Origin of the sequence: Pedobacter sp. CFBP9032 (assembly GCF_034045265.1) — a bacterium.
Lineage (GTDB): Bacteria > Bacteroidota > Bacteroidia > Sphingobacteriales > Sphingobacteriaceae > Pedobacter.
The window spans coordinates 61,273-81,835 of record NZ_JAXCWE010000003.1 but is presented as its reverse complement, the minus strand read 5'-3'; the positions used below and the strand labels follow the sequence as shown (position 1 = coordinate 81,835).

Genomic DNA, 20,563 nt, shown 5'->3' with positions numbered 1-20,563 from the left:
AAACAGGTTATAAAAAGAATGAAATTTTAACTAATTACTCTTATTGAACTGAAAGTTAAACTGTTTTTTAGTTACCGAAGCGGTCCGAAATCCAAACCTCAAACAACTGCGATACGCTGGACGCTGAAGTGTTTACAAAAACGAATACCGTATGCCAATCTGTACTAAATAGGTAGAATTGATACTGTTGTCATTTTTATAGGTTTCTGTAATTAGCTTGTCGCCGGTAGTGGCCAACTGAAACAAGGGTATAGTTGTTCCACCAGGCCGTACTTTATCCAGGTTAGTGGGCATAAGTATGGCATTTGCATTGGGGAGTTTACGCAATCCCCATTTGCTATTAATCAAATTGCACAAATTAAGAATATCTACACTCAGCTCGAGTACATGTTTTTTATGCTTTTGATACAAACCTAGTTCCGTGCTTAGCCGCAAATCTACCTGGTTTCTCCAGGGTAGAATTCCGCCGTTGCGTTCAGCATAGGTGCCACGCCTTGTTTTTAAATATTGATCCTGCTCGATATACGCGAAAAAAGCGTTGTTCTGCTCTTCTGCGCTATAAACAATCCGTCCGTTTGCTGTTGAAATGCTAAATGGCGAAAAAGTAATTTCGGAAGGATCCCTGGGAATATAAATCAGGGATCTGTTGGTGCCATCACCGATAAAATCGCTTCCATAGGTATATGAAAACCTTCCCTCCGAACTGCCCTGATAAACCAAACCCAAGTTTAGTGTAGCCGTTTTGAAAAGCCTTAAAGGAAAAGCTATCGAAGCAACGATACGGCCGGGAGGCACATAACCTGCATAACCCAAAGTTTGATTGTTGATCCCGTTTACCGAAGCTGTGGCATTGAGTGCGGAAAGTGTTTGATCGCCATCGCCATCATTGTAGGTTTTGGTTGCACTGCGGATGTACGAAAATGATAAATCGAGGCCATTGGCGAATTTTTTGGTCAGATTGCCCATGGCGGAAAAATAATAACCACCCGAAGAATTGAAAATAGAAACCACATTCATCGCTGTATTTCCCATCGGATCACGCTGTCCGGAGCTATTTAATGGATTGATAAATTTCTCTCTGTTCTCCCTCGGATAAACCAAACGGTGATCTGGATAACCGGGAATATTCAACTGAACCGGATTTACTAAATTCAGGTCGCGAAAAGATATCCCCCTAATATCTTTGTTGTAAAGGAGTTCAACTTTACCTTTAATCTCCAACGGTAATGGCATATCAAAAGAGATGCTCGATTTCCAACTTTGCGGCATTTTAAAATCCTTCGCCAAAACACTGCTTACGGAAGGAAGTACATTGGCATTTTTGGCCACAGATGACTGTTGCGGATCGGGATCGAATATAATGGGTGTATTGGATGGACCCTTCCAGGTCTGACTGATCTGCTCTACCCCAGAATATCTGGCCTGACTGATGACCCAAACAAAAGGGATGCGTCCGGTAAAAATGCCGGTACCTACTTTAAGCAAATAGTTGCCATTGCCAAAAAGATCATATTTGAACGATAACCTGGGCGAAAATAACAAAGCCGGTTTTGGCAGGAAGGCCGTATTTACTTTTTCACCCTCAGCAAAACTCAACTGGCCAAGCAATTGGTTATCGGGCAGTTTTTTAGGATATACCGTCACGTCACCCCGAAGGCCAAAATTCAGCTCTGTATGACTTGTTATTCGGATGGAATGTTGTAGAAAAGCAGAAAAATTAAGGTAATCGAAAGCATAATGTACCGCCTTATCGCCACCATCAACGGTATAGGTTAGGGCATAATCGAGCGGTTTTTTTCCGTTTTTAAAATCGTCCCATGAGGCAAAGGTATAATAACCCGTACCAAAAGGCATATAGGTGTTATCAGTAGCCATATAATCGGCCTGAACACCAAAATCCCAGCTGTTTTTACCGGATTTCCAATGGAAAAGTTCGGTTATAGCGGCCAGTCTTACCCCTCTTTTATTATTGAGCGAAAAAGGTTCGTAACCAAAAGCGGCAAAAGGCTGTCCATCCTTTAAAATATCTACGAAAGGAAAAGGCACACTATTCGAATTGCGATATTCGTACTGCCTGGTATATGATGCCCTTAACGTATGGCTAAGCACATTAGAAAAGCGGCAATCCCATTCGGCAGCAAGCGAATAAAAGTTAGAACGGGTATCAAAATTAGAATTGGCGAAAGTAAGCGCATTAATGCCCCTGCGTCCGGACCCTGCTGCAAAGGGTGTAAGCGGACTGCGTGATCCGTTTACCAGTTCGGGTTTATTGCTGTTTAATTGGTTATAACGCAGGCTGATCGTATTGTTTTTGGCAATGTTCCAATCAAAACGGATCAATAGCCGGTAACTTTCAGCCTGGAAATCGTAATCCTGGTAAGGTCCTGTTTTATAGCCATAACGGTTGTTGAGGTAGGCACTGATCTCATCAAGCTCCGCAACAGTTGGCCGGGCAACATCTGTAGCACTTCCATAAGGCGCAGTTGGTGTTGCTGCCCTAAAGGTCTGGGGCTGATAAACCTCGCGTTCCTTCTCAAAACTGAGGAAATAGAACAATCGGTTTTTAACTACCGCACCTCCTATCCTCGCACCCTGTAACTGATATTGGTTCGGCCTTCTTGCGATAAACTGCCCGCCCACCCTGTTTCCAAAACTACTACTGCCTCGAAAATAGGCGTATAAAGCGCCTTCGGTACTGTTAGCGCCCGAACGGCTTACAATATTTACTGCACTACCGATAAAACCCGATTCCCAAATGGCATTGTAAGGTGCATTGTTGAGCGAAATTTCGGCAATGGCTTCAAGCGAAACCGGTTGTGCGCCATTGCCGGGAAGATTATCACCTACACCAAAATTATTGTTGAACTCTGATCCATCGATGGTAATAAAATTCTGTCGGAAATTACCCCCGGCTATAGCTGCACCAAAAGCATTCGGACTTAACCTGATGTAATCGGCAATGCCCCGTTTTACGGTGGGCAGCAGTTTCATTTTGCGGTAGTTGATGTTAAAACCGACAGAATTATTGGTATGGAGACGAAGTGTATCAACTGCAACAGCCTTTACCTTAATCTCGTTCAAGAGCAGTATTTCTTCTTTCAATGTGACATCAATCAGCATCGGTTCATCGAGTTTGAAATAAAGATCGGAACGGCGGTATTTTTCGAGCCCGATGCCCCTTATTTCCAGTTCGTATGGTCCGCCGGGCAGTACCGATGGAATCAGGTAGCCACCGGCAGCATTGCTGGCACAGCCATAAACCGCAGCGGTGGCCTTTTGCGTCAAGGTAATGGTTGCACCAGAAAATGCCATACTCTGCCCATCTTTTATCGTACCGTACAGCGCCGTTCTGGTACTTTGCCCAAAAACAGTAGACGATAATAGCACAAACAGGATGGTGAGGGTACGCATATCCAAAATATTAAACCATTTTCCCCATCAATGGATCTGTTTTGGTCTCTTTCCCTGTTTCTACCCTTCCGGCAAAACGCTCAAAATAGCTGCTGTTTCCCTTAACACTAACCTGAAAATCGTACCAGTTATGGCTTTTATCCAAATTAAGGATTAAAGATGCATTACCTTTTGGAGCAACTGTTAACAAACGTTTGCCGGTTTTATAGGCCATATCGTCGATGCTTACTTCGAGGGGCTGACTGCCTTCGTTTCGCAATTGCAGGGCTACATTTCCTTTTAGTGATGCTTTGGTGAAACCATTTTCGTAAGCACATTTAACGGTTATGGCCGGGTTATCTTTGTTCCCTTTAAACTCCCTGAAAAAGCCGTTGGGTCCATAGGCACGTAAATGATATTCACCACCTTCAAAATCACCAATTGCCCATTCATCCTGTATCGTATCTCCCGCCTTAACGGTATAATCCCACACCCTAAGGGCTTCGTTTTTAAAGGGATTGATACCATAAACCGTAAATGGAGATCCACTTGCTTTTTTGCCAAAAACCGTATTTCCCGCAGCAAAACTGATGTGGAATTTACCGTCTGCGAGTTTTCCATCCACATAAAGTTCGTACGGAAGCGCACATGACGACCTGATCCCTTTTTCCTGTTGCGGGAAATATGGAGATGCACTGTGATCTTGGTTGATGGTTTGAATTTCTTCGGCACTTAATTTCCGGTAATTATCGGGCAGATCTTTAAATTTGGCCGAATAAATCTGTTCCATAAAAGGCTTTTTCTCCAAGCCTTTTGGATAAGAAATATTTTCACCATTGTAAGGTCTAAAAACAGAAGTAAGGTCACCACAAACCGTTCTTCTCCAGGGCGATATATTTTCTTCAGTTACTTTTTTGCCGTATTTCTTTTCAATAAAAGTTTCCAAAAACTGTAAGGAAGAGGTATGATCGAACACTTCCGAACACACGTATCCACCTCTTGTCCAAGGTGATACAATTACCATCGGTACGCGATATCCTAAACCAATCTGACTCTCCCTAATATTGCTTTCTTTAGCTGAAGGGTTAGTTTGCTGGTTTTTGGCAGCATAATCAAGCAGTGTATCTAATCCTTCTGATACCTTTCCGGCATTTTCTTTAAATGGATGCGGCGGTACAAATGGCGGCACGTGGTCGAAATAACCGTCATTTTCATCATAAGTCATGATGAAAATAGTTTTTTTCCACTGTTCAGGGTTTTTAGTAAGGATATCCATTACCTCGCTTACAAACCAAGAACCAAACCAGGGCACGCCAGGATGGTCGGAGAAATTGGCAGGTGTCATCAACCACGAAACCGTTGGCAGCTGCCCGGTATCCACGTCTTTTCTAAACTGATGCAAAATATCCCCTTTTGGAATATTCAGTTCGCGTTCTGTACCTTTTTCATCATATTTCATCGCAGTGAGTTCGTGAAAATCCGGGTCGCTGGTATTTATACTAAAGGCCTTTGCGTTAAGTTTTTTTGCTGTTTCTGAGAGTTTAGCATGGTTTTCCATGGTGTACTGCTGCATTTCATTGTCTGTTTTGAGCAACAGTTTGCGCAATGCTTCTACTTTGGTTTTTTCCTCATCACTTAGGTTTTCTTTTGTCGAATCGGCAATCTGTTTGAGCAAAAATTCCTTTTTTTCTTTCAGATTGGCAATGGCACCCGGACTTAAACGCACGTTGAACTGCTCAAAATATTCGATTACGTTGGTGCCGAAATTACTCAACCAGGCACTGGATTCGCCATTCAGGCCAAAGCCCATGGTGAGTTCGTTCTGGTAAATTTTCCACGACACCCCGTTTTCTTCCAGTCGTTCGGGATAAGTTTTCCAGTTCAGTGTGGGTTTATCGTAATTGCTGATGTTCCATAAATTTGCCCTACCATCGGGTGTATTGTTCTCCCTCACTGTTCCCGTCATCCAGTAATATCGGTTGGGGTGTGTACCGGCAATAACCGAGCAGAAATTCTGGTCGCATACGGTAAAGGCATCGGCCAGCGAGTAGTAAAAAGGAAAGTCTTCTCTTTTACAGTAACCAACGGTTAATGGCATGTGCGCATAAGTAACTTTGTAGGCCTTTTTTACATCCAGCCATTTATCGTACTTCCCTCCGTTTCTCGCATCGGTCTGGTCGGTCCAGTTATGTGGCGTAGAACCCATCCAGGCAATTTTCGTATCCTTAATATTGAGGTGCCAGGGCGCATAGGTTTCGCCTTCTTTATTCGACTGCAGCCATACCTTATTCTTGTTGGGCAGATCGATTGCCCGGGGATCGTTGAAACCCCTTACGCCTTGCATTAAACCAAAAACATGATCAAAAGAACGGTTTTCCTGCATCAGGAAAACCACATGTTCTGCATCGTAAAATGTACTGCCCAGGGCAGGGTTAATGGCCAGGGCCTTCTGTATTGCCGGTGGCAACATGCCTGTTAAGGCAGCGCCTCCGGAGAGGAGGGCTGCCTTTTTAATAAAATTTCTACGTGAATCCATTGATTTATAGCTACAATTTGTTAAAATGAATATCTGGCACCAAGCTGTATCTGGTAAGGTGTACCTGCCGCCTGGGTTACTCCTACGTTTTCGTTCACCCGGTACTCATATTGTTTTTTTACCTGATCGAATTTGGTTACCGTGAGCAAGGTTTGGTCGCCAAGGTTATAGTTTACGCCCCATTTCTTGTTCAAGAGGTTAGCAAAGTTGAAAACATCGAAACTCAAGGTCAGCTTTTGGGTTTTGTAGGTTTTAAAATCCTTTTGCATACGGATATCAAAAGTGCCCGAAAATGGATTTATACCGCCGTTTCTATCGGCAATTTTGCCCAGGCTTTTCAGGATATATTCTTTTGCCCTGTTATCGGGATTGTTGAGTATTTTTTCCATCGAAGCTTTATTGGCTGCACTGGTAAGTGGACTGCTGGGATCGAAAACAAAGGCAAGATCATTATCGTTACCCGGACCGCCCACAAAATCGCCGTTGATATCGGCATCAACGCTTAGTGAATAACGTGTACCGCCTATGCCCCTAAAAGTTGCAGCCATCGAAAATCCTTTCCACGTTGGGGTACTTCCGTAAACCACCAGTTTATTGCGGAACTGGTTATCAGAATAAAAAACCTGCGAAAGGTCGCGTGGATCTGATTTTACTGGTCTGAATGTTGACGTATTGGCTACGTTACCATTATATGAAGAATTGTCTTTTGCATCATTCAAGGTATAACTTACGTTGATATAACCATCTTTAAGGTAACGGAAACTGGCATCCAAAATCATGGCTTTCTGTTCCAATGTCGCACCGTTGGTTAACATTAATACCCTGCCCACTTCGCTGGTTTTTCTACCCAAAACGTTATTGGTAATCCCAGAAGCGGTAATAGAGGCTGCAGGAACAAATACGCCCCTGTTTTCTTCATTGGCCAGAGTAAAATAGGGGTTATCAGCCAGGTTTTTATCCAGGTACACATAGTTGTTTTTGGTGTAAGAGTACAATAGGTTAACGCCCAATCTTAAACGGTCGCCGATAATTTTGTTATAACTTAGGTTGGCCTTGAATATCGAAGGCATTTTAAGGTTTGGATCGTTCAGGTTGATTGTTGATACATAAGGTACGCCTGGAATAATGCCCGGTGCTGCCGAAGGATCTCTGCGGTACAAAGGAAAATCAGGGGTGGGCACCAAACTTGTACCAGAAGCCGGACGGGAAACATCAATAGAAGCTACTTTTGTACCACTGTTCTGGATGTTGTTTACCTGCGCATAGTTTACCGGGTACGAAGAGAATAAACCACCACCCAAACGGATAATGTCTTTTTTCTCGTTGTTGATATCCCAGGTTAACTGAAAACGGGGCTGTATTTTACCGGCATCGGTAATTTTACTATCGGTGCGCAGGCCAAGTGTTTTTTCTACCACGGGGTTGTAATCGGCCTGGGTGAGGAAACTGGTTACATCATAACGCACACCGAACATGGCATTGATATCCTTTGCCAGGTCGAATTCTACCTGTCCGAAAAGCGACAGGTTTAAAATATACTGTTGTACCGATGGAATGCCGTTAATTGGAGCTTCCCTTGCATATCTTGAAGCGCTGAGGTTATTAAAATCAGAAAGACTGTTGAAGATAAACCTACCGTTTTGCTCGCTCGAAATATAGGTATCCATATAAGTAAGGGTATTATCCGTACCGAAGGTAAATTTGTACTTATCAAGGTTATAATACGAAGTATTGATCAACTGGAACTGGTTTTCAAGGTTGTTTTCTGGGAAGAACCGCTGACCACCAAGCTGTACGGTTCTATTGCCGAGGGTACCGTTTGGCAAGGTAGAACGTACGGTTACAATTGCCCTCGGGATATTCGCCGCTGGAAGTTCGCTATTGGGTACGTAATTACGGCTTGCCGTTTGAAACTGAACTTTAAATTCATTCAGAAAGGACGGACTGAACTGCGAACGCAATGAAGCAAGTGTGCTGTTTTCTTTTGATTTGAAATCGCCCCATACCTCAAAAAGACTGATATTCGAGTTATCGCTGTTACTTATCGGATTTAACCAATCGCTGTAATTGTTCCTGATGGTTAACCGGTGCTTGTCATTGATCTGCCAATCTAACCTGGCAAAAAAAGTATTGGCCAATGTTTTACGCTTAAACTCACCTACCTGCGGACCGCTGCCCAAACCGTATTTTGCCCTACCGATATTGACTACACTATCCAAAGCACCTTTACTGATACCCAGGCTCACCGCATCAGCATCTTCCCTGATATCGGCAATAAAAAATGGCATGGTTTCGTCCTGCCGATCGAGTGCGGTAAAAAAATGAAGTTTATCTTTTACAATGGCGCCACCCAGGCTAAATCCGTACTGGTTGGTTGTAAATTTTTGCACGCGTTTATTTCCACGGATATCGTACGGACTGGCCAAAAAATCAGAACGGTAATAATCGAATACCGATCCGGTAAGGGTATTTGTTCCGGATTTGGTAACCGCCGAAACGGTACCGCCACCTTCACGTCCACGGCTTACATCGTACACATTGGCTGCCACCTCAAATTCTCTGATCGCCTCAAGCGATAATGAATAAGGTCCGCTGCCTATTGCACCAGAGGTTAAATTGTTCCTTGCGCTGGCCCCATCAATCAGGTAATTGGTTGAAGATGCCCTTTGGCCCGAAATATTGGTTCCGTTGGTGGTTGGTGCAAGTGCAGAAAGGTTGTTAAAGTTCCTGTTCTGTGTGGGTAGCTGCTGGATGTTCTGTGCCGTAATCGCCGTGCTCGATCCAAGCCTGTCAATCCGTTTGGTAAGCGAATTTGCACTTACATTTACCTCGCTCAACTGGGTATTCGATTCGGTCATGCGGAAATCGGCCACAATGTTATCTCCCTGGTTCAAAGCAAGGTTTGATTTGAGCTGTTTAGGATAGCCAATGTAACTTACCGTAATGGTATAGGGCTTGCCCAAAGGCAGTTGAATAAGGGCGTAACCACCCTCCTTATTGGTAGATGTTACTGTCCTGAAACCGGTTGATTCGTTACGCACCACTACTGAAGCGCCAGGGATCGCAATCCCTTTTTCATCGGTTACCTTACCGCTGATGGTGGCATCGGTTGATTGGGCAGCAGCTTTGCCACCGATAAATAAAAATAACAGGCAGAAGATTGGCAATTGTGCCAAAAACAAAATTTTTCTTGTCGAAATGTTAATAAAATGGTAATAATGTCGCATATTTATTTGCTTAATTGATTTTTCAGAATTGATTAAAACTGGATAGTGCTGCTTCAGCAATATCTAACCCGGGTTCCTATGGCCGTAGGAGTCCGGTTTTTTTTATTTATATGGTTATATCATTTTGCTGGATTTATAATAAGTGAATGATCTGTTAACTGATAGTTCATTCCTGTTTTTATGGCCAAGAATGCCAGGGCTTGCGGAAGTGATGTATATTTTAACGAAAAGCTATATTTTGGCAGTGATAGGCCTTTCGCTTTTACTTCTACCTTGATACTGTACTGCCTGGAGAGCACCTCACCTATCTGCACCAGATCCATCTGGTCGAGATAGCTGGAATGATCTGTTCTCCAATCGGCAAATTTCCCGGTCGGTTCATTGGTCAACTGCGGTTCCTGAGCATCTACTCTATCACTAAGCACCTGATTTTTGACCAGTTTTTCGGCTAATAGCAAGATTTGTTTACCCACTATTTTCTCAACCCTCACCTTGCCGGTCCGTACCGCCACCTGATAGCCTTTACGCTCGGGATAGGCATTGATATTGAAAGAGGTTCCGAGTACGGTAGTGAGGTAGGTACCAGTTGCAATGCTAAATGGACGTAAAGTATCACGTTTCACTTCAAAAAAGGCCTCTCCACCATCGAGCATCACCCTGCGAAAAGCCGCCGACTTAAAATTACGGGGTACACGAACGGTAGTGGCTGCATTAAGGTAAATGGCTGTACCATCCTGAAGCATGATTTTTTTGATTTCGCCATTACCCGTAGTAAAGGAATCGTACACCATTTCTGGTGCAGAATTTACAAGACTTCGGTTTTTCCGTATCAAGAAGGTACCGAAAGCGAGCAAAAACACAATCGAAGCCGCGATGGCCAAACGTGCATTTGCTGAATGCTGTTTCTGCACCGGATTAGAAACTTTTGCTTTTATCTGCGAAAATATTTCATCACCCAATTCCGTGTTTACACGGCTCCCCTGTTCTGCTGCTTCGCTTTCTTTAGCGGCAAACCAGTCTTCGATAATTGTATTGCGCGCTGTACCGGGCCGATCAGACTGATATTCGGATAAATGTCTGGAAAGGAATTTTCGCTGTTTGGATTTCATTCACCCATAAAGCGTTCGAAAGCTCCAAAAGTACTTTAAGAAGATATTAAACTTATGTTAAGTTTATGCGATGACGCAATCGCCTGAGCGCCTCTGAAATGTTATTCTTCACGGTCTGCTCGGATAAACGGAGTTCTGTGGCAATTTCGCGGATGGTTTTTTCTTCCCTGCGGCTCAGCTCGAAACATAATTTCATGTTGCGGGGCATTTCTATAACCTCAGCATCGATAAGGGTCTGCAGTTCGCGTGTGATGATTGTTTCTTCTACGGTGTGATAGGCCTGCAGGTCGTTGATTAGGTTCTCCGCTCCTTCTAGCCGCACCTTATTTTTCCTGAACAGATCGATGACGTCGTTGCGTGCAATTTTGATGAGGTAGGGCCACAGCGAATCGGAGATGATGATTGTGTTCCGGTTGTTCCAAAAAATGATGAACGTATTCTGAAGAATATCTTTTGTTTGATCCTCGTCGCCAACAAGGTGTATCACTACCGAGTAAAGCCGTTTCCAATACGAATCGAAAACATGTTTAAATGCCCCCTCATCCCCAGACCGGATGGCCTGTAAAAGTTCAATATCAGATTTGTTGCCCATAATAATAACTGCGGCAAAACTAGCCAATCGATTATTAAGCCATCGTTAAGCTTATTTCAGCAACAGGTTTGTTACTTCCTACCACGTAGGTAATCTCCTACTTAAGTAGGAAAACTTTATACTTATAAATAGTCTGATGCTAAACTGTTCTGGAAAACCTATCTATCTTCAAAAAGATGTGTACAGATATTTCCTTACATTTAATCTGAATTTTTTATACCATCCAAATGTTTAAACTTTTAGAACACTACATTAAAAGCATAACGGAGATTGATCAGCTGACCTTGAATATTATCTTTAGCAAGTTCAGCTTGGTTAAAACCAGTCGCAACCAGATACTGGTAGATTACGATGAAGTTTGCAAAAACCATTACTTTGTAAACAAGGGAGGGATCAGGGTTTATACTATAAATAGTGAGGGGTTAGATAGTATCCGTTATTTTGCATTTGAGGGTGAATTCGGTACTGCCTTGCCGAGCTTAATTGACCAAAAACCTGCATTTGAATATTTGAGAACCATTGAAAAATCGGAACTGTTGACAATCAGCAGAACAGACTTTTATTTCCTGGTCGATCAAATTCCGGAATTTGCTTTGGTATATCGAAAAATACTGGAAAAGGGATTTATCATAGCACAGAAACGAATATATGGCTTTCAAGGGTTTAGTGCGATGGAAAAAGTAATTTGGATAAAAACCCACCAACCTAACTTTCTACTTAGAATTTCTAATAAAATGGCGGCTTCATATCTTGGTATGTCACCTTCTACTTTGAGCAGGATGAAGGCCAAGCTTTAAAAACGTTGACTTGGATCAACATTTTAAAGATCAACATCAGGCTATCTTTGTAAAAAAAATCGCATGAGATCAAGTATGTATATCGTTTTCCTTTCCTTTATAGTGTTTAATTCCTATGGGCAGACTCATCAAACGGAAAAACATATTAGGATAGGCGATGGTTCGTCCTCTCTTATAAAAACTGAGCAAATAACATTGCAGACAGCACTCCTGCTTACTCATCTGGCCAGAACAAAAGCTTCTGTATTAGGTAAAGATGTTTCGGTTGCTGTATTGGATGCAGGCGGACAAACCCTTGTTCTCAGCCGTGGCGACGGAGTAGGAATCCACAATACCGAAGCTGCAAGACGCAAAGCATTTACAGCAGCATCAACAAAAACTGCAACGCTAACTTTAGCTAGAAATGCAAAGTCTAATCCAGATACAGAAAACCTGGCTAGTCTACCAGAACTCCTGCTGCTGGGCGGCGGAGTTCCACTTTATCATAATGGCAAAGTGATTGGCGCCATCGGTATTGCGGGCGGAGGAAGCCCGGAAAATGACGATCTTATCGGGAGATCCGCCAGTATTCCACAAGCTGACATTATTGCCAGATAATAATTGTAAAATCGATGAATCACCAACTAATAAAATAAACATATGAAAAAATTAATTTTAGGCTTGTTACTTAGCTTATCTGTGAGCTTAGCTTATTCGCAGGCGCCCAAATATCGTCTATCAAGCCACATACTGGATATTTCTACCGGACTTCCGGCACAAAATGTGAAAGTTAAACTGGAAAAATTAAATGAAACCAATAAAATGTGGACATCAATAGACCAGCAGGAGACAGACCAAAATGGCAGGATTGGTAATTTTTTAGAAGAAACTAAAACCGAAAAAGGCATCTACAGGTTAACTTTTTTGATAGCAGATTATTTTAAAAACAAGAAAACGGAAAGTTTTTATCCGTTCATCGAAGTGGTATTTCAAATCAAAGATAACAAGCACTATCATGTTCCAATCACCTTATCTCCATATGGTTATAGCACATATAGGGGTAATTAATCTTAAATGAAAAATACTTGAGTTTAATCAGCTAGACGTACACTGGCAGGACTCAAGTTAGCTTATCATTACCGCTATAAATTTTCAACTTATTTTCAAGCACAATCTTTTCATGCAAAAACGATTTCGACGCCGTTATCGAACTGTCAAATACATTCTTTACAAAGAAACACTAATCGATTTTCGAGAGCATTTTTCTACTTTCCTAGGCTCTTTTGTAGGCATTGCACTTATAGGCTTACTGCATAGTGAGTATTTCACAGCCTATGATAACCTATTTATTATAGGTTCATTTGGCGCGAGCTCAGTACTCCTATATGGCATAATAAACAGCCCGTTAGCACAGCCCAGGAATATCATAGGTGGTCACCTTGTTAGTGCATTTGTGGGCGTGTGTATTTATAAACTTATACCAGATGAACTGTGGTTAAGTTCCGCGTTATCTGTTTCTTTGTCAATTGTAGCGATGCAAATGTCTAAAACGTTACACCCTCCAGGTGGCGCCACTGCGTTGATTGCAAATACTGGCTCTGAAAAGATTCATGCCCTTGGATTCATGTATGTGGTTAGCCCCGTATTAACTGGGGTATTGATTCTGCTTCTGGTCGCGATTGTATTTAACAATGCAACTCCAAATCGACGATACCCAAATAACAAACATTGGTATAAGGTTTGGAAGAGAAATTATAGGTATAAAAGACGTCTTAATCGGTAAAGACATCGCAATCCTTATTAAGGATCAGAGCTGATGCTTAGACATATTTATCATTAAAGGGTGGAATAATTATGATGAGTTACACGAATAATTTCGTTTTTATTTGGGGCGAATAATCAAAAACCCATTATTTAAAACCCTGCAAATTTATTCATAATGATATGAGTCTGGTATACTTCAGCTTAGCGGATGTCTGTACAATAGTGGTGTAATCATTCAACAACTTGATTTTACCAAAGCCTGTAAATGTTAGACATTGTTGTAATGGTCATCATTTACTGATTCCAACCATTCAGGCGTTCCCGCCGTGATTGCAATATGCTCAAACCAACTGTCTTTGGTTGCACCGTGCCAGTGTTTTACCCCATCGTTGATAACCACCACATCTCCAACTCTGAGTGGTTGTGCAGGTTTTCCAAATTCCTGATACCATCCTTCACCACCAGTTACCATCAAGATTTGAAATCCTCCATTATGGCAATGCCAGTTATTTCTGCAGCCTGGTTCAAAGGAAACATTGCCTACTATGATGCTAATTTCAGGATCAGATACTAAAGCATTATAATAACTCTGTCCAATAAAATATTGAGCGTACGCACTATTTTTTTCGCCTATTGGGAAAATAATTCCATTTTGTACTTCTTCATGTTTTGCCATTGCGGTAAATTTAATTGTATATTGTTTTTCGATAAATATTTCATTTACAAGGCCCAGCGCATTAAGTGTTCTGGGAAATCCTATATAGGGTAGACATTGGGTGATTACGCCAATCAATGTGGCTTTATCATTTCCAACATTCTTATTTGCCTGAACATGTGCTTTCACCTGGCCATCGGAGCCGCCGGGACTGCTTACCATGCTGAGTGTCAACAATTCTCTTGTTCTTAAATCAAGCCCGCCACAGGTAACCCTTTTATGCTATATTTTTGCTCATAATTTCTTTATTATCTGTTTGTGCTAAACTTTTTATTGGACCTGCAAACATTAATCCTGCACCAACGACGGCCGATTGCTGAATAAATTTCCGCCTTGAGGAGTGACCTTTACGTTCCATATTAATATGATTTATTTACTGAAATATTGTTCGTCTGTTACCTTCTGCAACCAGGTTACAATGCCCTTTTCCGTTTTTGGCAAGATGTACATTTGTAGCATTCCGGTTTGGCGGCTTGCACCATGCCAATGTTCTACGTTTGGCGGGCATTTCACTATGTCGCCTTTCTTCAGGGGCTGTTTTGGCTGACCTTTTATCTGGTGGTAACCCACACCATCGGTGATGATTAGTATCTGTCCCGAGGGATGTGTGTGCCAATTGCTTCTCGCACCAGGCTCAAAATAGACGTTTCCCACAACCGTATTATAGACCGAGTCATTCTCTACCAGACCGATGTTCCAGGCCTTTCCTGTAAAATTATCAGCGGGTCCAGGTTCACCTTTCGGAAATATAAAATTCCGATTGTTCTGATCTGTCTTGCTGCTGATCTGTGCGCTACTATTAATACTCAAGAGCATTAAGAAAGCAATTGCGCTTATCGATAATGTTTTCATATGTTTTTAGGTTTTAGGTTATGACTATCTTTTTTCTTTCAAATGTTTTACAAAGAAGGTTTCTAGCTTATCAAAGGGGATCAGGTCGGTTTTATCATATAGATCTACGTGTCCGGCATTCGGAATGATGACCAGTTCTTTTGGCTGGCCCGCACGTTTATAGGCATCTTCACTAAATTCGCGTGAGTGTGCCCTGTCTCCTGTGATGAACAGCATCGGACGGGGGGAAATGGTTTCAATATCATTAAACGGGTAGAAGTTGTTGAACTTTGTGTTACTGCTCAAAGTTGGGTGTGTGGTCGTTTTTGATGAGCCGCCTTTAGGGGTATATTCCCCCCTTGGGGTACGATAGAATTCATAGAATTCACGCTGTATCGGATCAGTGTTTTCATTTAGTGTGTGAGTGGTTCCACCTGTATATTTGGTCTCGCCACCAGAAAATTCAACATATCGTTGCTCGGCAGCTTCTGACTGATTTTTCTTGCGTTGTTCAAGGGTCTGCGAATGGTTCAAGGCATTGCGGCTGGCAGAACCCATATCATACATACTTACTGTTGCTATTGCTTTCATCCTCGGATCAATTTTGGCAGCACTGATCACAAAACTCCCACTTCCGCAAACGCCAATAACCCCGATATTATTCCTGTCTACAAACGATCTTGTGCCCAAAAAGTCGACAGCCGCACTAAAATCCTCCGCATACATATCCGGCAAAACCGCATTGCGGGGTTTGCCCCCACTTTCGCCCCAAAAAGATAGGTCGATTGCCAAAGTGATAAACCCTCTCTCTGCCATATTCGAGGCATATACATCGGCACTTTGTTCCTTTACCGCTCCCATCGGGTGACCCACGATAATTGCAGGGTTCCTGGTTTTTCTATCCATGTTGTTGGGGATAAAAAGATGCCCGGCAACTTCTAGATGATATTGATTCTTCAAGGCCACCGCATAAATGGTTACCTTATCACTTACTTTAAATGTGGTGTAGTTTTTTGCTGATATTTCTTTCATCTGTACTGAACTTGATGTTGATTGTGCCCTTGCGATTCCATAACAAAGTACCATAGTGAGCGCAATAAGAATTGATTTTTTCATGTTTAAATGTTTTTAATAAATTTAGCCGGAACCCCTCCGACAACAGTGTTTGGAGCCACATCCTTTGAAACAACGGCTCCGGCGGCAACGACAGCATTTTCTCCTACGGTAACCCCTGGAAGTACAGTTGCGCCTGCACCAATCCAAGCATTTCTTTTGATCACAATTGGCCTTGTAAGCAAAGCTCTTCTATCTACCGGATCTAATGGATGGTTCTCGGTTACAAGGTTAACCCTTGGCCCGATCAGTACATCATCTTCGATGGTGATACCGCCCATATCGAGAAATGAGCATGCGTGGTTGATAAACACGTTCTTGCCTATAGTGATAAACTTTCCGAAGTTGGTATAAAAAGGGACAAAAATTGTCGTGCTTTCATCGATTCTGCAACCAATAATCTCGCTCAGGAGATCGCGTATAGAATTGATGTCGGTCGCCGTGTTGAGCTGCCTAGACAGTTTGATGGTTCTTTCCACCACTTCATTTATCTCATTATATTCAGGATCTTTTAACCGAATGAGTTCACCACTCCTTAACCTGCCTAAAATATTTACTTGTTCAACGTCTACAGTCATCATTGTTAATTAGTTTCATATACCGCTCTGGGTGTGATTGACTTTCCCAAAATCTATAATACAAATATCGGCAGCAGGCCTGGCTTACGTTTTATACAGAATACTGTTTTGTTTACCACTTTTACGGATTCTCCAATACACTTGATCAACGAAGGTTCATTTTCGCTAAATTTGATCTGTAAACAATGTTATGGAAGAGGTAAAAAGATTGGACACTGTCCGCCAGTATAATGATTATGTAGGGGTAGACACACTGCATCCCTTAGTTAGTGTGGTTAATTTCAATGAAACGCCTACCATTATCCACTATCGGCATTACATGGGTATCTATGCCATATTTTTCAAGAATATTAAATGTGGAAACATGACCTATGGCTGCCAAACCTATGATTATGAGGATGGGACCATGGTATTTGTTCAACCCGGACAGGTCTACGGAATAGACAGCAATGGCGAAGCAGTGATTCCGTCAGGTTATGGGCTGGTATTTCATCCTGATCTGCTAAAGGGAACACATCTTGGGAAGACCATAGGAGACTATAGCTTTTTTTCTTATGAAGTTAATGAGGCACTTCACCTCTCTAAAAAGGAGAAAATGACGATAATGGAGTCCCTGGACAAGATTTCTGCAGAAATAGAACAGAATATTGATAAGCACAGCAAGACACTGATTGTATCGAACATCGAACTGTTCCTGAACTATTGTATGCGCTTCTATGATCGCCAGTTCATCACCCGTAGCCATGCAAACAAGGATATCTTAGTTCGCTTCGAAAACTTGTTGATCGATTATTTCCACTCTGGCAAGGCTTCGGTTTTAGGTCTGCCAAGTGTGGCCTATTGTGCAGATCAGTTGCACCTTTCCCCGAACTATTTTGGCGATCTGATCAAGAAGGAAACCGGCAGTACCGCACTGGATTACATTCAGACAAAAATGATAGACCAGGCAAAAACGTATATTTTCGATCGCTCAAAAACCTTCAATGAAATTGCTAGCGATCTCGGCTTTAAATATCAGCAGCATTTTACCAGGATCTTTAAGCAAAAAACAGGTATGACACCGAATGAGTATAGGAATCTAAATTTATCAATGAATTAAGCAGAAATCAATTTACAATCAAATATCTACTTACTATAATCTATGCTAATTTGCTATCCAAAAACGATGGATTTTCAATAGGACTAGAATCTCTTTTTTAGTTACAGTCTCACAAAACGAAGATCCATCCACTACTCTATATTTTTCTTTCAGCTTTCGGTTTATATGCTCCAATTACGGCAAAGAGAAAACATGTCTCAAAAACGAAGCTATAACCAAAAAACAATTGCATTCATGGAGTTTAACTGCGCATTTTCTTTTTGCTGAAATTCCCCCCATCAGCTGTACCACTCAACCTAAAAAGAAGAAAATTAACATTGTAAACCAGCATTTTGGCTAACGAAGAACGAAGTATGGCTAAATTACTTCAATAGCATATTGCCATTTTTGTCTTATACAAAAAGAAACATATGAAAGCAGTAATAATTAATGAATTTGGTGGACCTGAAGTGCTCAAAATAGAAGAAATAGCATGCCCGGTACCCGCGCCTGACGAAATATTAGTAAAAATATATGCCAGCGGTGTAAACCCTGTAGATTGGGTGATTCGTAACGGGGTTGATGAGCATTTAAGAACTTACTTAACTGTGCCTTTAACTTTAGGTTGGGACGCTGCAGGAATTGTAGAATCAACTGGAAGCGAGGTCACTTCGTTAAAAAAAGGAGATGAAGTTTACGGCATACCTAACTTTCCTGGTAATGGAAGTTACGCCGAATACTGTGTTGCAAAGGCATCACAATTTGCGTTCAAACCTAAAAGCCTTAATTATAATGAGTCTGCAAGTGTACCATTGGCAGCGCTCACCGCATGGACCGGATTATTTGAATATGGAAAATTACAATCCGGACAATGTGTAGTTGTTCAAGGCGCATCAGGTGGTGTTGGTGGTTTTGCTGTCCAGCTTGCGAAGGCGAAAGGTGCATACGTAATCGGAATTGCCTCCACTGCTAATCTTCAATACCTGTTAGACCTTGGTGCAGATGAGGTGATTGATTACACCACTCAAAAATTTCAGGACTTAGTACGCCATGCGGATCTTTTCTTGGAAGCCTCACCTATTCGAAACAATAAAGAAAGAATAAAATCTTTGAACACGCTGAAAGATAATGGAATATTTGTAAGTGTAAATACAGACTATGCCTTTGATGATGAATTCTTGAATGAAATTCGTGAAAGAAAATTAACAGCAGAATTGTCACCAAACCAACCACGCCAGGATTGGTTAACTCAGATAGCCAATTTGATCGACAGCAAACAGGTGAACACCTACATTAACAAAGTATTTCCGTTAACACATGTTGCACAAGCACATCTGGAAAGTGAGAGCTGGCATGTTCGCGGAAAACTCGTATTGGAAATACGAAAAGAAGAACTTTTATCTAAATAAGTTTACTAACGCAAGAGATTATAAGCTTGTACATCATTCAAACCTATCCAGACCACCTGAATTCAATCACAAGGGAAAATTCAATAAGCGCTGTACGATAAAAACCAATGCGCTATATTGCTGTTTATGAAGTCGACGAAGAAACGACTGTTCTGTTTGGTAAAAGGTAAGTGATGAGGACTATTTTTAAGCGCAATAAAAGCACATGAAGCATTTTAAAACAATAAGTGAGTTTCATCAATATCTAAATCTTCCTAAACCGCTACATCCCCTGATCAGCATCCTAGATGTTGGGACAATTTCACATTCTTACGATGACGAACCTATCAATATGATATTTGATTTCTTTTCGATTTCTGTAAAGAAAATGAAAAACGTCACGGTCAAATACGGACAATATCCATTCGATTTTAATGAAGGCACAATGTCTTTCATGGCCCCTAATCAGGTATTTAGTATTGGAGTGAATGACAAAAATCAAAAAATTGAAAAATCTGGATGGGTGATTTATATTCATCCAGATTTCATATGGAATACGCCATTGGCCAAATCAATTAAGCAATACGACTATTGGGATTATTCTTTACACGAAAATCTATTTTTATCGGAAAAGGAGGAGATGCAAATTGAGGAAATCATTAAAAATATTAACAGCGAATACCATTCTAATATTGATAAATACAGTAAATTAATAATTATCTCACAAATTGAGACATTGCTTAATTATGGAAATCGTTTTTATAATCGTCAATTCATTACACGGGAAAAAGCAAATCATTTAATACTAGAGCAGGTAGAATAGTGCCTATCAAGTTATTTCGATGATCATAATTTAATTTCAAAGGGACTACCCTCTGTCGAATATCTCGCAGGGGTAGTTAATAGATCTCCAAAATATCTAAGTAGTACGCTAAAAATTTTAACCGGACAGAATGCTCAGCAACATATTCATGATAAGCTCATTGAAAAGGCAAAGGAGAAATTATCAACCACTAACATGACTATCAGTGAAATTGCATATGGGTTAGGCTTCGAACATGTTCAATCATTTAGTAAACTATTTAAAAATAAAACAAAGCGTTCACCAGTAGCGTTCAGAAGATCTTTTAATTAAACTGGTTTGTAAATTTTTATGTTTTTTCATGAACGTCAACATTGAGACTGTTGTATCAAGATTTAAAAGCTCTGCCTTACTTATTTCTTTTTTGTCGAGATGCGTTTCATCATCTGACTAAACTATACAAAAATCATGGACGACATAAGTAATATCCTGATGAGTTTTCCACCAGTCACTGTTAATGATAAATCAGCTATCCTGATGGCAAAAGGCGCACCACGCTTACCCCAAATAGATTGGAATGTATTCAGGTTGATCTAAGGCTTGCAAACAACGGCCATTTCGGCATCGGATTTCTTTCTATACTTCCCATAATACTCTGCCAGCG

19 protein-coding genes and 1 pseudogene are annotated in these 20,563 nt (G+C 41.4%); 9 read left to right on the top strand and 11 right to left on the bottom strand.

Annotation, left to right across the window (positions count from 1 at the left end; translation table 11 throughout):
• Positions 1-132 precede the first annotated feature (132 nt).
• The 5 genes from SOM16_RS07050 to SOM16_RS07030 all read right to left on the bottom strand — a co-directional run bounded on the left by SOM16_RS07050 (position 133) and on the right by SOM16_RS07030 (position 10,854).
• Positions 133-3,411, bottom strand: a complete 3,279-nt coding sequence (locus tag SOM16_RS07050) for a TonB-dependent receptor (RefSeq protein ID WP_320463284.1) — start codon at positions 3,409-3,411, stop codon at positions 133-135.
• Between the two features lie 10 nt (positions 3,412-3,421).
• Positions 3,422-5,926 (bottom strand): phosphocholine-specific phospholipase C, encoded by a 2,505-nt coding sequence (locus SOM16_RS07045; protein WP_320463283.1) that lies wholly within the window; start codon positions 5,924-5,926, stop codon positions 3,422-3,424.
• Positions 5,927-5,946: 20 nt separating this feature from the next.
• The gene (locus SOM16_RS07040; RefSeq protein ID WP_320463282.1) at positions 5,947-9,102 is read right to left on the bottom strand and encodes a TonB-dependent receptor; all 3,156 of its coding nucleotides are present in this window, start codon (positions 9,100-9,102) and stop codon (positions 5,947-5,949) included.
• 170 nt (positions 9,103-9,272) lie between these two features.
• Positions 9,273-10,262: a FecR family protein gene (locus SOM16_RS07035; protein WP_320463281.1), complete on the bottom strand. Its 990-nt coding sequence runs from the start codon at positions 10,260-10,262 to the stop codon at positions 9,273-9,275.
• Between the two features lie 52 nt (positions 10,263-10,314).
• Positions 10,315-10,854 carry an RNA polymerase sigma-70 factor gene (locus tag SOM16_RS07030; RefSeq protein WP_320463280.1) on the bottom strand — a complete coding sequence of 180 codons (540 nt, stop codon included), beginning with the start codon at positions 10,852-10,854 and terminating at the stop codon, positions 10,315-10,317.
• Positions 10,855-11,081: 227 nt separating this feature from the next.
• Here SOM16_RS07030 and SOM16_RS07025 point away from each other — a divergent pair, with 227 nt between their 5' ends.
• The 4 genes from SOM16_RS07025 to SOM16_RS07010 all read left to right on the top strand — a co-directional run bounded on the left by SOM16_RS07025 (position 11,082) and on the right by SOM16_RS07010 (position 13,413).
• A complete protein-coding gene (locus tag SOM16_RS07025; protein WP_320463279.1) occupies positions 11,082-11,651 on the top strand; it encodes a Crp/Fnr family transcriptional regulator in 570 nt (189 codons plus the stop codon).
• 195 nt (positions 11,652-11,846) lie between these two features.
• Positions 11,847-12,248 (top strand): heme-binding protein, encoded by a 402-nt coding sequence (locus tag SOM16_RS07020; RefSeq protein WP_320463278.1) that lies wholly within the window; start codon positions 11,847-11,849, stop codon positions 12,246-12,248.
• Between the two features lie 42 nt (positions 12,249-12,290).
• Positions 12,291-12,698 (top strand): hydroxyisourate hydrolase, encoded by a 408-nt coding sequence (uraH, locus tag SOM16_RS07015; RefSeq protein WP_320463277.1) that lies wholly within the window; start codon positions 12,291-12,293, stop codon positions 12,696-12,698.
• 112 nt (positions 12,699-12,810) lie between these two features.
• Complete coding sequence (locus SOM16_RS07010) at positions 12,811-13,413, top strand: HPP family protein (RefSeq protein ID WP_320463276.1); 603 nt, start codon at positions 12,811-12,813, stop codon at positions 13,411-13,413.
• A gap of 249 nt (positions 13,414-13,662) precedes the next feature.
• Here the strand turns inward: SOM16_RS07010 and SOM16_RS07005 are convergent, their stop codons facing one another.
• The 6 genes and pseudogenes from SOM16_RS07005 to SOM16_RS06980 form a co-directional block, all read right to left on the bottom strand.
• Positions 13,663-14,070, bottom strand: a complete 408-nt coding sequence (locus SOM16_RS07005; RefSeq protein WP_320463621.1) for a cupin domain-containing protein — start codon at positions 14,068-14,070, stop codon at positions 13,663-13,665.
• A gap of 54 nt (positions 14,071-14,124) precedes the next feature.
• A pseudogene (locus tag SOM16_RS07000) lies at positions 14,125-14,301 on the bottom strand (carboxymuconolactone decarboxylase family protein); the annotation flags it as partial.
• Between the two features lie 25 nt (positions 14,302-14,326).
• Entirely contained in the window at positions 14,327-14,467 is a 141-nt protein-coding gene (locus tag SOM16_RS06995) for a twin-arginine translocation signal domain-containing protein (RefSeq protein WP_320463275.1), read from the bottom strand.
• An 11-nt stretch (positions 14,468-14,478) separates the two neighbouring features.
• Positions 14,479-14,961: a cupin domain-containing protein gene (locus SOM16_RS06990; RefSeq protein WP_320463274.1), complete on the bottom strand. Its 483-nt coding sequence runs from the start codon at positions 14,959-14,961 to the stop codon at positions 14,479-14,481.
• A 24-nt stretch (positions 14,962-14,985) separates the two neighbouring features.
• Positions 14,986-16,056: an alpha/beta hydrolase gene (locus SOM16_RS06985; RefSeq protein WP_320463273.1), complete on the bottom strand. Its 1,071-nt coding sequence runs from the start codon at positions 16,054-16,056 to the stop codon at positions 14,986-14,988.
• A 2-nt stretch (positions 16,057-16,058) separates the two neighbouring features.
• Positions 16,059-16,634: a DapH/DapD/GlmU-related protein gene (locus tag SOM16_RS06980; protein ID WP_320463272.1), complete on the bottom strand. Its 576-nt coding sequence runs from the start codon at positions 16,632-16,634 to the stop codon at positions 16,059-16,061.
• A 187-nt stretch (positions 16,635-16,821) separates the two neighbouring features.
• Between SOM16_RS06980 and SOM16_RS06975 the strand changes: the two genes are divergently transcribed.
• The 5 genes from SOM16_RS06975 to SOM16_RS06955 all read left to right on the top strand — a co-directional run bounded on the left by SOM16_RS06975 (position 16,822) and on the right by SOM16_RS06955 (position 20,496).
• Positions 16,822-17,730: a helix-turn-helix transcriptional regulator gene (locus tag SOM16_RS06975; protein ID WP_320463271.1), complete on the top strand. Its 909-nt coding sequence runs from the start codon at positions 16,822-16,824 to the stop codon at positions 17,728-17,730.
• Between the two features lie 410 nt (positions 17,731-18,140).
• Positions 18,141-19,118, top strand: coding sequence for an NADP-dependent oxidoreductase (locus tag SOM16_RS06970; RefSeq protein ID WP_320463270.1), 978 nt, complete (start codon positions 18,141-18,143; stop codon positions 19,116-19,118).
• Between the two features lie 205 nt (positions 19,119-19,323).
• The gene (locus SOM16_RS06965) at positions 19,324-19,920 is read left to right on the top strand and encodes a hypothetical protein (RefSeq protein WP_320463269.1); all 597 of its coding nucleotides are present in this window, start codon (positions 19,324-19,326) and stop codon (positions 19,918-19,920) included.
• A gap of 33 nt (positions 19,921-19,953) precedes the next feature.
• On the top strand, positions 19,954-20,232 hold the full coding sequence (locus SOM16_RS06960; RefSeq protein ID WP_320463620.1) for an AraC family transcriptional regulator: 279 nt from the start codon (positions 19,954-19,956) through the stop codon (positions 20,230-20,232).
• 135 nt (positions 20,233-20,367) lie between these two features.
• Positions 20,368-20,496 carry a hypothetical protein gene (locus tag SOM16_RS06955; protein ID WP_320463268.1) on the top strand — a complete coding sequence of 43 codons (129 nt, stop codon included), beginning with the start codon at positions 20,368-20,370 and terminating at the stop codon, positions 20,494-20,496.
• Positions 20,497-20,563 lie beyond the last annotated feature (67 nt).